The sequence below is a fragment of the Pandoraea sp. NPDC090278 genome, assembly GCF_044772185.1.
Classification (GTDB): domain Bacteria; phylum Pseudomonadota; class Gammaproteobacteria; order Burkholderiales; family Burkholderiaceae; genus Pandoraea.
This window is the reverse complement of record NZ_JBIVYJ010000002.1, coordinates 638190-652031: the sequence shown is the minus strand read 5'-3', so window position 1 is coordinate 652031 and position 13842 is coordinate 638190. Positions and strand designations below refer to the sequence as shown.

15 protein-coding genes are annotated in these 13842 nt (G+C 64.5%); 1 reads left to right on the top strand and 14 read right to left on the bottom strand.

Annotated elements, in window-relative coordinates:
• Nucleotides 1-115 precede the first annotated feature (115 nt).
• The 14 genes from ACIQWO_RS11240 to ACIQWO_RS11175 form a co-directional block, all read right to left on the bottom strand.
• Entirely contained in the window at nt 116-1195 is a 1080-nt protein-coding gene (locus ACIQWO_RS11240) for a porin (protein WP_402823296.1), read from the bottom strand.
• Nucleotides 1196-1420: 225 nt separating this feature from the next.
• On the bottom strand, nt 1421-1903 hold the full coding sequence (locus ACIQWO_RS11235) for a nuclear transport factor 2 family protein (protein ID WP_402823293.1): 483 nt from the start codon (nt 1901-1903) through the stop codon (nt 1421-1423).
• The gene (locus tag ACIQWO_RS11230; RefSeq protein ID WP_402823290.1) at nt 1900-2640 is read right to left on the bottom strand and encodes an alpha/beta fold hydrolase; all 741 of its coding nucleotides are present in this window, start codon (nt 2638-2640) and stop codon (nt 1900-1902) included. The genes ACIQWO_RS11235 and ACIQWO_RS11230 overlap by 4 nt, the downstream gene beginning before the upstream one ends.
• Complete coding sequence (locus ACIQWO_RS11225) at nt 2637-3764, bottom strand: 4-oxalomesaconate tautomerase (RefSeq protein WP_402823287.1); 1128 nt, start codon at nt 3762-3764, stop codon at nt 2637-2639. Before ACIQWO_RS11225 ends, ACIQWO_RS11230 begins: the two co-directional genes overlap by 4 nt.
• Before the next feature lie 10 nt (nt 3765-3774).
• Complete coding sequence (locus ACIQWO_RS11220; RefSeq protein ID WP_402823284.1) at nt 3775-4479, bottom strand: 4-carboxy-4-hydroxy-2-oxoadipate aldolase/oxaloacetate decarboxylase; 705 nt, start codon at nt 4477-4479, stop codon at nt 3775-3777.
• On the bottom strand, nt 4476-5231 hold the full coding sequence (locus ACIQWO_RS11215) for a PIG-L deacetylase family protein (protein ID WP_150663938.1): 756 nt from the start codon (nt 5229-5231) through the stop codon (nt 4476-4478). Before ACIQWO_RS11215 ends, ACIQWO_RS11220 begins: the two co-directional genes overlap by 4 nt.
• Before the next feature lie 43 nt (nt 5232-5274).
• Nucleotides 5275-6012, bottom strand: a complete 738-nt coding sequence (locus ACIQWO_RS11210; protein ID WP_402823280.1) for an ABC transporter ATP-binding protein — start codon at nt 6010-6012, stop codon at nt 5275-5277.
• The gene (locus ACIQWO_RS11205; protein ID WP_402823277.1) at nt 6005-6757 is read right to left on the bottom strand and encodes an ABC transporter ATP-binding protein; all 753 of its coding nucleotides are present in this window, start codon (nt 6755-6757) and stop codon (nt 6005-6007) included. Before ACIQWO_RS11205 ends, ACIQWO_RS11210 begins: the two co-directional genes overlap by 8 nt.
• Complete coding sequence (locus ACIQWO_RS11200; protein WP_402823274.1) at nt 6754-7833, bottom strand: branched-chain amino acid ABC transporter permease; 1080 nt, start codon at nt 7831-7833, stop codon at nt 6754-6756. The genes ACIQWO_RS11205 and ACIQWO_RS11200 overlap by 4 nt, the downstream gene beginning before the upstream one ends.
• 13 nt (nt 7834-7846) lie before the next feature.
• Nucleotides 7847-8719, bottom strand: coding sequence for a branched-chain amino acid ABC transporter permease (locus tag ACIQWO_RS11195; protein ID WP_402823271.1), 873 nt, complete (start codon nt 8717-8719; stop codon nt 7847-7849).
• Nucleotides 8720-8773: 54 nt separating this feature from the next.
• On the bottom strand, nt 8774-9973 hold the full coding sequence (locus ACIQWO_RS11190) for an ABC transporter substrate-binding protein (RefSeq protein ID WP_402823268.1): 1200 nt from the start codon (nt 9971-9973) through the stop codon (nt 8774-8776).
• 394 nt (nt 9974-10367) lie between these two features.
• On the bottom strand, nt 10368-11708 hold the full coding sequence (locus tag ACIQWO_RS11185; RefSeq protein WP_233326999.1) for a LysR family transcriptional regulator: 1341 nt from the start codon (nt 11706-11708) through the stop codon (nt 10368-10370).
• A 1-nt stretch (nt 11709) separates the two neighbouring features.
• Nucleotides 11710-12069: a protocatechuate 3,4-dioxygenase gene (locus ACIQWO_RS11180; protein WP_402823263.1), complete on the bottom strand. Its 360-nt coding sequence runs from the start codon at nt 12067-12069 to the stop codon at nt 11710-11712.
• A complete protein-coding gene (locus ACIQWO_RS11175) occupies nt 12066-12908 on the bottom strand; it encodes a gallate dioxygenase (protein WP_402823260.1) in 843 nt (280 codons plus the stop codon). Before ACIQWO_RS11175 ends, ACIQWO_RS11180 begins: the two co-directional genes overlap by 4 nt.
• Nucleotides 12909-13122: 214 nt before the next feature.
• On the opposite strand from ACIQWO_RS11175, the gene ACIQWO_RS11170 reads away from it, so the two are divergent.
• A complete protein-coding gene (locus ACIQWO_RS11170; RefSeq protein ID WP_039394814.1) occupies nt 13123-13791 on the top strand; it encodes a GntR family transcriptional regulator in 669 nt (222 codons plus the stop codon).
• Nucleotides 13792-13842 lie beyond the last annotated feature (51 nt).

Below are 13842 nucleotides of genomic sequence, written 5' to 3'. Positions count from 1 at the left end.
CACGACGCCGCCGCGCAACAGGGAGTGACGCAGCACCGCGTCACGTGCGATTCGCCCCCCCGGACGCCCCACACGTGCTCGCTACGCGGTGCCGCGCTTGAAGCTAGCTCAGGCTTTAGAACGTGTGCTGAATGCCCAGCATCGTACCGAACTGGTTACCACCGGTGACCACCGAGCCGCCCGCAGCAATCGCCACAGCGCCCTTCTGGCTGTTCGCCACCCAGCCCGCCATGCCATACAGCGACGTACGCTTCGAGAGCGAGTACGTGCCGCGGCCGATGAGCATCGTGGCGTTGGCCTTGCTCTTCAGTTGGTAACGGATGGCCTGTGCGTCGAACGCCCAGGTGATCGTCGGCAGATACGTGAAGCCGATGAAGTAGATGTCCGAGCTCAGCGATGCAGCGTCGGCGCTAACGTTACGGTGAATCCAGCCACCGCCCACGCGACCCGTCGACCACTTGTAGTACGCGTTGATGACCGCGTGCGAATCGGTGTACTGCGAGCTGGTCAGCGGTGCGGCGGCACCGGTGTTACCGCGCATCTGGTCGTACGACGCCGAAATGCCGAAGTTCTCGTAGTCGTAACCGAGCAAGCCCGTGAATTGCTTACAGGCCTGATAGTTGCCCGCGACGTTACCCGCGCAGTTCGTGGCCGACGGACCACCTGCGGACGATGCATCGCGCCCGAAGCTGTACGTCGCACCGACGGTCACGCCGGAGAACTTGCCCATGTACCCGATGGCGCTGTCGCTACGCGCGTTGGCGATGTACGGGTCGATACTCGCGAGCGAGAAGATCGACGGTCCGATCACGTCCGCATTGCCCGTCACGTAGAACGTCATGTTGTTCTGACGGCCGATGAGCACCGTGCCCCACGAACTCGACAGACCCACGTTGGCCTGACGACCGAACAGACGTCCGCCGTAGTTCAGACCGCCGGTGCCCGGCTGAAAGCCGTTTTCCAACGTGAAGACGGCCTTGAGTCCGCCGCCCAGGTCTTCGACACCCTTGAAACCGAAGCGCGACGGCACCTTGCCCGTGAGGGTCGGTTCGCCGACGAAGCTGCCGCCATTGGCAGCATTGTTGTAATAGGCGATGCCGGTATCGATGATCCCGTACAGCGTCACGTTGCTTTGCGCGTGCGCCAGGCCTGCACCCAGCAGCAGGCCAGCGGCCAATGCGTGTTTCACTTTCACTTCTGTCCCCTTGTTTTTGAATACACAGCTACTCCAAACCTCAACCTCCGAAGCGTCGACGACGTCAACGATCCGGCCTTTGTTGGGACGGCACTGCGGCCGCCTCCGGTACTGCATTGCTTGCTCTTTCGGGTCACCGCGGCCGCCTCCTGTGCTGCTATTCGGCCTCGGTCCCCGTTGTTTAATGGCGCGACGTGAGGTGCTGTTTTTGCCTCACGTCGCGCTTTATGCCTCGCGTACGAAAGTGAAACGCGCTTCGCGCCGGGCGATGCGCCATCCCTGCGCCGTGCGCACGAACGTGTCCTCGAATTCGCCCATCACCTGACGGCCCTGCGCCGGACGTCCGAACGGTCCCGGCACGTCCTGCGCCGACCCGCTCCAGAGCAGCACGGTGCTGCTCCCGATCGCGCCCGTGGCCGACGTCACCTCGATCAGCACGTTGCCGACGAGATGTCGCGTCAACCGATCTGCCGGACGCTCGGCGTACGCCGCTGCAATCGCCGCCGGGCCGACGAGCGTCTCGCCGTTGGGGCGCACCAGCACCCCCTTGTCCGAGAACAACGCCGCCAGTCCCTGCGGATCGCGACGGTCGTTGCACATGACGAAGCGCATCACGAGGTCGTGACACGCTTGCTTGGCGAGCAACGCGTCGAGCGTTTGCTGATCGACGGCGTCGGGTGTTGGCGTGGGTTGCGCGTTCTGCGTCATGACGTCACCCCTTCGGTCGACGGCAACGACAACCACGCACGCATGGCGGCCGCCACGGCTTCAGGGCGTTCCATCGGACTCATATGGCCGCTGTGCTCCACCACGCTCAGCACCGCGTCCGGGATCAGCCCGGCCATGATTTCGTGACGCGCGAGCGGGCTCCACGTGTCTTGTCGTCCGCACAACACGAGCGTCGGGCAACGCACGTCGCTCAGTTGTGCGGTGGCATCCGGACGGCCCAGCAGCGCATGGATCTGCGCCGCGAACTGATCGGGATTGCTGCGCTCGATCATGTCGAGAATGGCGTCGAACAAAGGCGTGCCGATCTGGTCGGGATGCACCATGCCCGTCGCCCAGACCTGTCCCATCGCGCGCATGCCTGCTTCACGCGAACGGGCGAGCAACGCAGCGCGACCGCTGCGCTCCTTCTCGGCGGCTTCACCGTCGGGCAACGCTTGATAGCCCGTGTCGAGCAATGCGAGATGGCTCACGCGCTGCGGCGCAAGACGCACGACTTCGAGCGCAATGCGTCCGCCCATCGAATGTCCGGCCAGTGCGAAACGCGGCTCCGGCGTGGTGGCCAGCACGTGATCGGCCATCGCGCCGATGGTGTCGAGCGCGCCCCATGCGGGCACGCGACAATCGAATTGCGGCAGCAACGCGACAGTGGCGGCCCACGCCACCTGATCGCAGAGCAAGCCGGGAAGCAGCAGCAACGGCAGGCGTTCCTGACTCATGACGTCTCCCCTTGTGCCCACACACGCGTTGGAATACACACATCGCCGTCAAACAGCCAGCGCGCGGTTCGCAGCAGGCCCGCGCCCGTGACGTCCGTTTGCCCCTCGGCATCGAGACCAAGTGTCAGACGCACGGTGAATTCGCCCGTCGGATGTTCGATGGACACGAGCGGTGCATCGCCCTCCGGCACCACTGCCATCTCGTGACAGACGGTGCCCGACAGCGCTGCCGCCGTCGCCACGCTGACAGCCGCCAGCACACCGATGGACGAGTGGCAGCGATGCGGAATGAAGCAACGCGTCGCAAGCGCGCCACCGGCCTGGGGTGCCGCGACAAGACACATCTTCGGCACCGTGCGCGAACTCACGTCGCCCAGATTCATGCGCGGGCCGACAGCAAGACGAATCGCTTCGATGCGCTCACGCATTGGCAGGAACTGCGCATCCGTTTCGAGCGCCTGCCAGGACTCGGCGCCCGTGCAACCGAAGTCCGCAGCGCGCATCAGCACGAGCGGCATGCCGTTATCGATACACGTGACGGTGACGCCTTCGACGACGTCCTGACGCTGGCCCGTCGGAAACAACGCACCGCACGACGACCCGGCGGTATCGCGGAACATCAGCGGAATGGGAGCCGCCGTGCCGGGCACGCCGTCGATGGCCACGTCGCCGTCGTACTTCGCCATGCCGCCCGAGGTCTGCACGGTGGCGACGGCCACCTGTCCCGTGTTGACCATGTGAATGCCGACGTCGGTCACATCGCCCGTTGCCGCGACGAGTCCGCGCTCAATCGCAAACGGACCGACGCCCGCGAGGAGGTTGCCGCAGTTCTGTCCGTAGTCGACACGCGCTTCGTCGACCACCACCTGTGCAAAGAGATAGTCGACGTCGGCGTCCGCACGCGTGGCACGCGAGACGATGGCGACCTTGCTCGTGAGCGGATTCGCGCCGCCCATGCCGTCGATCTGACGCGCATCGGGCGAACCCATCGCGGCGAGCAGCACGGCGTCGCGCGTGGCGGCGTCCGTGGGCAGGTCGTCCGCGAGGAAGTACAACCCCTTCGAGGTGCCTCCCCGCATGACGGCGGCGCGAATGCGCGTCTGGGAATGCTTTAGCTCGCCCAAGTCGCGCCCCTCACTCGCCTTGCAACTCGTCGAGCGAGTCGACGTAGCGCAGGCCCTTCGCGGCGAGACGTTCGCGCATCTTGTAGTAATCGAGGCCGAGCGTGCCGCCCGCGAGTACACCGCGCTTGTAGGCTTCATCCGCACCGCGTGCGGCAGCGGCTTTCGCGACGACCTGCGCCGTGGCGAACGGCACCACCACGACACCGTCGTCGTCGGCCACGATCACGTCGCCCGGGTTGACGATCTGGTTCGCGCACACGACCGGCACGTTCACCGAGCCGAGCGTTTCCTTGACTGTGCCTTGCGACGAGATGGCCTTCGACCACACCGGGAATTGCATCTCCGTGAGCGTGCCGATGTCGCGGCAACCGGCGTCGATAATCAGCCCGGCAACGCCGCGTGCTTTCATCGACGTGGCGAGCAAATCGCCGAAGTACCCGTCGTCGCACGGCGACGTCACGCCGACCACGACAATGTCGCCCGGCTGCGCCTGCTCGACCGCGACGTGCAGCATCCAGTTGTCGGACGGCGGTGCGAGCACGGTGACGGCGCTACCGGCCACCGCCGCACCGGCGTAGATCGGACGCAAATAGGTGGCCATCAGACCGAGACGGCTTTGCGCCTCGTGCACGGTGGCGCTGCCTGCGCTGCGCAGAATGTCGAGCGTAGCGGCATCGACACGGGGAATCTGACGAACGACGACGCCGCGAATCATGACAGTTGCTCCGTAACGACCGGCGTGAGACGCATCAGCCCTTCCGCGTACTTGATGTCGCGCGACGCGGTGATGCCAATGTTGCGTTTGGCCTGCACACCGCGTTGCAGCGCCACGCGCGTGTAGTAATCCCAGAGGTGTTCCTGACCGGCCATGCATTCGATGGCGGCGCGCTTCTTGTCCCACACCGGCGTAATGTCGACGAAGGTGTTCGGAATCCACTCGCACTGCTCGGTCTGATGTGGCTCGAACGCGAGCACCGCCGGTGCACCGATGATCTTCTCGCCCGGCTTGTGGCCTTCGGCCTGTGCAATCACGCGGGCTTCCTGCGTGACGTGCATCGCCAGCGGGTGATCGAAGTTGTACGGATCCTTCTCCGAATGGCTCAGCACGAAGGCGGGCTGCACATCGCGGTAGATGTCGACGAGCCGGAATAGCGTCTCGTCGGACACGCGCATCGGGTAGTCGCCGATGTCGAGAAACTCGATCTCCGCGCCGAGAATGTCGGCCGCGCGTTGCGCTTCTTCACGGCGCGCGGTCTTGACCTTCGCTTCCGTCATCTCTGCACCCTTGCGCCAAAGCTTGGCCGACTCGCCGCGCTCGCCGAACGACAGGCAGACGATCTTCATGCGATAGCCCTGTGCGACGTGCGTGGCAATCGTGCCCGCTGCACGCCAGACGAAGTCCGCCGAGTGGGCGCTGACCACGAGGCCCGCCAATCCCGAGTTGCTGCTGTGCTGTGTTGTGCTCATGTGTTTGACTCTGATACGTGTTGCACGGCCCGGCGACACTCGCTCAGGCGCTTTCCAGTCCGACCAGCGTGCCAAGCAATTCCGGCGACGCGGCCAGATCGCTGCTGCGTCCCGCCCAGACCTGACGGCCCCGGTCGAGCACCAGCGCGCGGTCGGTAAGTTCCAGTCCCAGTTCTGCGTGCTGCTCCACGAGCACCACGCCCATACCGCCGTCGGCGCGCAGCTTCCAGAACGCGTCGACCAGTTGATCGACGATGACGGGCGCGAGCCCTTCGAACGGCTCGTCGAACAGAATCACGCGGGGGTTGCCGATCAGCGCACGGCCGATGGCGAGCATCTGCTGCTCGCCGCCGGAGAGTTGATTGCCCAGATTGCGACGACGCTCCTTCAGGCGCGGGAACAGCTCGTAGACGCGCTCCAGCGTCCAGGCCCCTTTGTCGTCGGCAGCGTTAGCGACATCGCCCATCGCCGAGACTTGCAGGTTCTCTTCGACGGAGAGCGACTTGAAGATTTCGCGCTCCTGCGGCACCAGCGCCAGTCCGGCGCGGGCGCGCTTGTAGGCAGGCCACGCCGTGATGTCGTCGTCGCGATAGCGCAGCACGCCACCATGACGCGTGGTGAGGCCGAGCAGGCTCAGCAGCAACGTGCTCTTGCCCACGCCGTTACGTCCGAGAATCGCGACGGCTTCACCGGCGGCGACACGCAGGCTAAGGTCTTCGAGCACGATGGTTTCGCCATACCCGGCACTGAGCCCACCGGCTTCGAGCAGAATGTCAGTCATGATGGCGACGCCCCAGATAGATATCGCGCACGCGCGGATCGCTGCGCACTTCGTCCTTCTCGCCTTCCATCAGCACCGCGCCTTCGACCAGCACCGTAATGCGGCGCGCGAAGCGGAAGACCAGATCCATGTCATGTTCGATGACCATCACCGCGACGTCTTCGGGCAAGCGCTCCAGCAGTTCGAACAACTTGCGGCCCTGTCCCGACGGCACACCCGCGACCGGTTCATCGAGCAGCAGTACCTTCGGATCGAGCGCGAGACCCAGCGCGATCTCGACCTGACGACGCTGGCCGTAAGCGAGTTCGTTGATGCGCTTGCCTGCGAGATCGATCATCCCGAGTTCGCGCAGACGCTCCGCCGCTTCCTCGACCACCGCCGGACGATTCGCTAGCGGGCGACCGATGCGACCGTCGAGCCCGCGTCGCGACGTCAGCGCAAGGCCCACGTTCTCGGCGACGGTGAGCGCGTCGAACAGCGTGTTGAGCTGGAACGTGCGTGCGAGACCGAGCTTCACGCGCTTGTGCGACGGCATCGACGTGACATCGGTGCCGCCCACGCGCACCACGCCCGCGTTCGGCTTGAGCACGCCCGTGAGCAGGTTCATCAACGTGCTTTTGCCCGCGCCGTTCGGTCCGATCAGCGCGTGACGTGCGCCGACCGGCAGCGACAGCGTCACGTTGCGGGTGACGTCGAGTTGGCCGAAGCGCTTCGACAGCCCTTGAATTTCGAGTGCAGCGCTCACGGCGTCACCTCCTTGTCCGTGGTCGTTGCCTTGGTGCTCTCAGTCGGTGCCGGTGCAACAGCAGGTACCGATGCCGAACGACGCAGGCGCGCCGCGAACCGATCCACCAGACCGATGAGACCGTCCGGTGCGAAGCGCACCACGACGATCAGCAACACGCCGAGGGCGGCGAGCCAGTTCGTCGGGTCGATGGCGGCGATCCGGTCGGACAGCACCATGAAGACGACCGCGCCGAGCACTGCGCCGTAGAGGCGTCCGGTCCCGCCGAGGGCGAGCATCACGAGGACGTTGGCCGAGAGCGTGAACGACAACGTGTCGAGCGCGACGATGTTGTTGACCTGTGCGGACAACGCGCCAGCAACACCTGCGACAGCCGCCGCAATCGTGTACAGCATCAGACGACGCAGACCGACGCGCACGCCCAGCAGCGACATGCGCATGGCGTTCTCGCGAATGCCTTGTACCGTCAGGCCGAACGGCGAGTTCACGAGGAACTGCGTGAACAGATAGACGACGAGCAGCACTGCGAGCGCGTATAGATACGCCGTGTGGCCGTAGATGTCGAACTCAAACATGCCGAGCACGGGCGCGATGCTGTAGCCGGTCAAACCGTCGTCGCCCATCGTGATGGACTTGGCGATGTTGCCCGCTTCGTACAACAGCGTGGCGCACGCGAGCGTGAGCATGATCTGCGTCAGCCCGCTCACACGCAGCACGACGATGCCGGTGATCAGCCCGACGACAGCCGCCACCACGGCACCGGCCACCAGACCCAGCAACGGATTTGGCGACACATGCAGTGCGAACAGACCGGCCGCGTAGGCGCCGCTTCCGAAGAACGCCGCGTGTCCCAGCGTCTCGATGCCGCAGTAGCCCTGCACGAGATCGAGCGAGAGGGCGAAGATGATCATGATCAGCACGCTCGTGGCGAGCGCCAGATACAGATCGGCGAAGAAGTACGTCGCGACGGCGGCGAGCAGCAGCAGCGCATCGAGCATACCGAGACGCTTGCGACGCAGCGCCGGTGCCACTTGCGCAGCACCTGCCAGCGCTTGCGAGGGTTTCGTATGAGACATCGTCACCCTCCGCTTACGCACGACCGACCAGCCCTTGCGGGCGGATCAGCAGAATGGCCAGCACGGCCAGATAGATCATGAAAGCACCGAGCGCGGGCACGTAGTAGCGGCCGAGCGTGTCGATCAGACCGAGCAGCAGACCGGCGTAGAGCGAACCGCGCAGGCTGCCCAGACCACCGGCCGCGACCACGATCAGCACCAGCACCAGATACTTCAGGCCGTAGTACGGCTCCAGCGGGAGGATCTGGCTCGACAGCGCACCGCCAAGACCCGACAGACCGCAACCGATGGCGAACGTGATCGAGAACACGAGCGGCACGTCGATGCCGACGCAGCGCGCCATGCGCGGGTTGTCGACAGCGGCGCGCAGCTTCGCACCAAATGACGTGCGCTCCAGTCCCAACCAGATACCGAAGGCCACGACCGCGCTGCACACCAGCGCGAAGATGCGATACACGGATACCGAGAACGCCCCGAAGTCCCACGTGCCGCGCAGACCTTGCGGCACCGGAATCGTCTGCAACTCCGTGCCTGCCATGTGCTTGGCAAGCGCGCAGATGATGAACGCGAGGCCGATCGTCATGAGCAACTGCCCCAGACCGTTGGCCGTGTAGACCCAGCGATACAGCGTGCGCTCAAGGATCGCGCCCAGCACCATCGTGCCGAGCACGCCCACGAGCAGGGCAACGAAGAAATCGAGGCCGGCACGCTGCATGGCCCACAAGGTGAAATAACCGCCGATCATGGCAAAGGCGGAGTGCGCGAGATTGACCACGCGCATCACGCCGAGCGTGACCGTGAGGCCCACGGAGATGAGAAACAGCAGCATCCCGTAGGCCACACCGTCAATCGACAACGACAGGAAAGTGGCAAGCGATTGCGTCATGAGGAATTACCGAAACCTAACGAACAGAGCGAACTTTGGGGGGCGTCGCCTGCGTTACTTCGCGGCCACTTCCGGGTGGCTGATGTGCCACGGTTCGACCACCGACTTGTACGTGTCGATCGGCTTGTTGCCGAGCTTGCCGTCGATGGTTTCCACGCGACGGATGTACACGTTCTGCACGATTTCACGCGTCTTCGGATCGATCGACACCGGACCGCGTGCGCTCACCCACGAGTAACCCTTCACAGCGGCGATAGCCTTGTCGGCGTCCTTCTTGCCCTTGGTCGCCTTGATCATCTGCGCGATCAGCGTCATCGAGTCGTAGGCCGACACCGAAGCAATCGACGGCAGTGCGCCCGGGCCGTACTTCGCCTTGTAGGCCTTCACGAATGCGGTGTTTTCCGGCGTCGTCAGGAACGGCGAGTAATGCAGTGCGGTGATCGTACCCAGTGCGCTGTCGCCAATCGCAGGCAGGTCCGACTCCATCGTCTCGGTCGTGGCGAACAGTTGGATGCCCGCCTTGTCGAGTTCGCGTTCCTTGAACGCTTTCACGAAGCCTGCCGACATCGGGCCGACCGGCATGAACATGAAGACGGCATCCGGCTTGGCGTCACGCACGCGTTGCAGGTAGCTGGAGAAGTCCGTCGTGCCCAGCGGCACCTTCACTTCGACGGCGACCTTGCCGCCCGCTTTCTTGAACGTCTCGCTGTAGGCGTCGATGGCGTCGTAACCGGTGGCGAAGTCCGCGACCACGATGGCTGCGTTCTTCACGCCCTTCTTCGCGGCGTATTCGACGAGCGGCACGCTCACAGTCCACTGCGTGAAGCCGGTGCGCACGAAGTACGGCGACTTGAGCGTGACGCTCGACGTGCCCGAGTTACCGATGACGAGCGGCGTCTTGGTCTGGTTCACGACGTCGGCCATCGCCAGCACGTTCGGCGTGAACGAGCCGCCGAACAGGTACTGCACCTGATCGCGCACCACGAGTTCCTGAGCCAGCTGACGCGTACGTTGCGGGTTCACGCCGCCTTCGTCGCGCTCCAGCAGCACGATCGTGTCGTCGCCGACTTTGCTCTTGTTCTGCTCCATCCACAGGTTAAGGCCGCGACGATATTCGGTGCCCCACCAGGACGCAGAGCCGGAGAACAGACCCAGCACGCCGACCTTGATTTCCTCGGCACGCGCGACCGAAATAGCGGTGAATTGGCAAACGCTCGCAAGTGCCACAGCGAGCCAGAGATGGCGCTTCATCATGGTGTCGTCTCCTCGTCGGCGTCGTAGCACCGATCCGTTTTTCATGAAGCCGCGCCGGGGGTTGGCGCGCCTTTTCTATGTATCCGGAACAGCTTAGGCAGACGAAATGAGCGCGTCGAACGACCTTCTCGCGTCGAGCGTTGCGTTTTTCGTATATCCCCGAGATTTCCCCTACGTTGCGAGACGTTTTTTGTCAGGGAAATTTCGTGCTGCGGGATGAGAGACGTTCCGCGAGTGGAACGCCCGCCGCACAAGGCACGGCGGGCAGTCGTCAGGAGGCGTCGCGCCGTCGAAAAATCGTGCGCGAGCGAGTGAGGCGAGACATGCAAGTCATGGCGAATCCGACGATTTTCGCCGCGCTCGCCGGGGCACCGGCGAGCGACCTGCAACGGATTTACGTCGGATGCTGCATCGTCGGCGCAAGCGCGCGCAATTCGTCGAGCAACTGCTCTGCGGCCGGTGAAAGCAAACCGTCGCGACGTGTCGCCACGCCGATGGAACGGCGCGCGTGTTGCAACGTCACCGGCACCACGGCCAGCTCACCCGTGCGCAACTCCGACGTGATCTGCACCGGCGAGAGCAACGCGAGACGGTCGCTCGATGAGAGCAACCCGCGCACCACCGGTGAACTGCTCGCGTGCACCTGTGTGTGCGGCAGTGCGAGACCTTCTGCATGGAACACACGCTCGAACACGCCGCGCGCCGGTGTGCACGGCAGCGGGCTGACCCAGCCGTACTCGGCGAGTTCAGCGAGCGTGGGCGTCTTTCCGGACGTCAGGCACGGATGGTCTGCGCGCGCGACGACCGACAGGTGATCTTCGAAAAGCGCTTCCTGACGGATGTCCGGCGGCACGTCGTTCGCACGCAACGCGCCGACGATCATGTCGACGTCCGCCTGGCGCAACTGACGCACCAGCGCTTCGTACGTGCCGTCGACCACCGTCACCGTGAGATACGGCGACTTGTGCAGCAAGCTGTCGATGGCCTTCGGCAGCAGAAAGCCGCTCGACAGCGGCAACGCCGCCACGATGACCGTGCCTTGCTGACGTCCGCCGAACGGCGCGAGCTCGTCTTCGGCAATCGCCAGTTCGGCGAGCGCCCGTTTGACGGGACCGAGCAGCGCAACCGCCTCGTCGGTCAGACGCGTGCCGCGCGGGGTGCGCCGGAACAGCTTGATGCCGATGAGGTCTTCGAGCTGATCGAGATTGCGCTGGATGGTCGGCTGCGAGCATTGCAGACGCGTCGCCGCCAACGGACCGCTACCCAGTTCCGCGACGGCGATAAAACTCGTGAGTTGCTGCGGCGCGACCACGGCGGCGAACCGGCTTGCGGCACGCGCGCCGCCGTCTGCTTGCGACGCCGTCGCCGCGAACGCTTCGCGATAGCCGTTCGCCAGCTCCGCGAGCGCACGCGTCGCGCGCACACCGAGCCGTTGCCCGGCCGCGTTCGGAATCAGCCCGCGCCCGCTGCGGTGAAACAACGGAAAGCCCAATTCCGCCTCGATGTCCGAGATGGAACGGGCGACGGCCGATTGGGAGAGATGCAGCATGCGGGCCGCGCGCGCGACAGAGTCGCACTCCAGCACCGCGACCATCGCGCGCAATCCGCGCAGCTTGCGAACCAGCAGTGTGGCGTCGTTGCTTTGCGGCGCACGGCTCCACGTGCCGCGTTCGTGACACGCGAGCCGGGGCGCGGGCGGCGCGTTGGTCAGACTGATGGCGGTATCGATCGCCATGTCAGCGCATGGTCGGCACGCGACGCGTGGCCATGAACGCTTCGAGCGACTCACCGCGCATGAGCGCATAGACTTCGAGGTTCGTCTTTCGCACCACACGCGCAAACTTCTCCAGTACGAAGAAGTTCACACCGTGACGCACGAGGCCGATCCAGTCCTGCGCCTGCACCAACGCCTGCTCGTCGGCCGTGAGACCGGCAGCGGTCATGGCGGCGACGGGATCGTTCAGGTATGTCTCGCGATTTTCGGCGCGAATCATGTGCCAGAAGAAGCGGTTGAGCTTGAGCGTTCGGTTGCTTACGCGCAGATCGAACGCGTAAGTGCCGGTGATCGCTTCGATGCCTTCGAGTTGCGGATTCATGCGGCGTCGTCCTCGTAAAGCGCGACGGTCATGGCGGTCGTCGTCGCGAGGTAGTAGTTCAGGTGCAGACGCTTGATGCGCGGGCCCATCGCGCCACGCATCGACAGCCACATGATTTGCTCGACGCTCTCCGCGCCGCCACGCTCGACGTAGTCCACATGCTTGAGTTCGGTCAGCTTCTCCGGTGCGTTCTCCAGCAGATCGAGGAATTCGCGATCCCAAGACTCGTCGTTGTAACCCGCACGCTCGCCGTGGATCTGATGCGAGAGACCGCCCGTTCCCACGACAACCACACGCAGGTCTTCCGGGTACGACTCGATGGCGCGACGCACCGCCTGCCCGAGGCGATAGCAACGACGGCCCGTCGGCAACGGGTATTGCAGCACGTTGATGGCAATGGGCACGACCGTGCCCGGCCAGTCCGGCTTGTGCGGCCACAGCAGCGGCAGCGGCGACGCGCAACCGTGGTCGATCGGCTTGTCCTGGAACACTGTGATGTCGAACTCGTCGTTCACAAGCGACTCGGCGATGTGTGCCTGCAACGCCACGTCGCCGCGAATCGGCGGCAACGGACGCAGCCCCGCACCTTCGTCGGCAATGGGGAACGACTCGCCCACGCCGAGTGCGAACGTCGGATACATGTCGAAGAAGAACGTCGTGGCGTGATCGTTGTAGAAAAACACGAGCACGTCTGCCCGCTTCTCCGCGAGCCACTTCGCTACGGGCTCGTAGCCCTGGAACAGCGGCGCCCACGCGGGATCCTGTTGCTTGCCCTTGTCGTACGCCACACCGATGGTCGGCACGTGCGACGTCCCGATCCCTCCAATGATCTTTGCCACGCTGAAAGTCTCCGTTTCTTGTCTTGTCATGCCCGGGCCGCAGAATGAAACAGCCCGAATTTATGCAGGGCCGAGTCTATCCGGGATCCCGTATTCGCATAAACAAGGGTATTTACTGATGCGTTTACGAATTACGGGATCCCATAATGAAAAAAAGCCGGTACTGGCAAGCCCAGTCTGTCCGGCACGCGTGTAAGCGAACGAAAGGAGACGCATGCTGCATCCCACACCGACCACGGTCCAACTGCGCGAAATGATCCTCAAGGGCGAACTCGCGCCGGGTGAGCGTCTGGCCGAAGCCAAGCTGGCCGAGCAACTGGGTGTCTCGCGCATGCCGGTGCGTCAGGCGTTGCCGGTGCTCGCGGAAGAAGGGCTGGTGGTGCGCGCCGGACAACGCGGCTATGCGGTGCGGGCGCACACCCGCGACGAGAGCGTCGAAGCGTTGCACCTGCGTGGCGCGCTTGAAGGTTATGCCGCGCGTCTGCTCGCCGAGAAAGGCGCGAGCGCGGAATTGCTGACGCAACTGCGCGAACTGCTGGCCGAAGGCGATGCGCTGCTCGCCGACCATCAGATGACGCCCGAAGTGCAGATCGGTTACGCCTCGCTCAATGCGCGCTTTCACGATCTGCTCGTCACCGGCGCGCGCAATCCGCTGCTCGAAGGGTTTATCGCGCGCTGCAATCTGGTGCCGTTCGTGGCCCCGCGCACGGTGGCGTTCGGTCATGAGGACCGACGTCAGTACGCCGACATCATCGCGTACGCGCATCGTCAGCATCACGCGATTGTCGAGGCGATTGCCGCACGCCAGCCCGACCGCGCCGAATTCATGTGCCGCGAACACATCGTCACACAGGAACACAGCATGGGCGCGCAGTTGCTTTGATGCTCGCCCTCCCCTAAGCCGCCCCATCCCATCCATCCGAATCGAAACGAG

Bases quoted from the DNA above. Each gene is read 5' to 3' on its own strand.
- ACIQWO_RS11235 (WP_402823293.1), bottom strand. From the start codon at position 1,903: ATGACGCAGAACGCGCAACCCACGCCAACACCCGACGCCGTCGATCAG.
- ACIQWO_RS11230 (WP_402823290.1), bottom strand. From the start codon at position 2,640: ATGAGTCAGGAACGCCTGCCGTTGCTGCTGCTTCCCGGCTTGCTCTGC.
- ACIQWO_RS11220 (WP_402823284.1), bottom strand. From the start codon at position 4,479: ATGATTCGCGGCGTCGTCGTTCGTCAGATTCCCCGTGTCGATGCCGCT.
- ACIQWO_RS11215 (WP_150663938.1), bottom strand. From the start codon at position 5,231: ATGAGCACAACACAGCACAGCAGCAACTCGGGATTGGCGGGCCTCGTG.
- ACIQWO_RS11210 (WP_402823280.1), bottom strand. From the start codon at position 6,012: ATGACTGACATTCTGCTCGAAGCCGGTGGGCTCAGTGCCGGGTATGGC.
- ACIQWO_RS11200 (WP_402823274.1), bottom strand. From the start codon at position 7,833: ATGTCTCATACGAAACCCTCGCAAGCGCTGGCAGGTGCTGCGCAAGTG.
- ACIQWO_RS11195 (WP_402823271.1), bottom strand. From the start codon at position 8,719: ATGACGCAATCGCTTGCCACTTTCCTGTCGTTGTCGATTGACGGTGTG.
- ACIQWO_RS11190 (WP_402823268.1), bottom strand. From the start codon at position 9,973: ATGATGAAGCGCCATCTCTGGCTCGCTGTGGCACTTGCGAGCGTTTGC.
- ACIQWO_RS11185 (WP_233326999.1), bottom strand. From the start codon at position 11,708: ATGGCGATCGATACCGCCATCAGTCTGACCAACGCGCCGCCCGCGCCC.
- ACIQWO_RS11180 (WP_402823263.1), bottom strand. From the start codon at position 12,069: ATGAATCCGCAACTCGAAGGCATCGAAGCGATCACCGGCACTTACGCG.
- ACIQWO_RS11170 (WP_039394814.1), top strand. From the start codon at position 13,123: ATGCTGCATCCCACACCGACCACGGTCCAACTGCGCGAAATGATCCTC.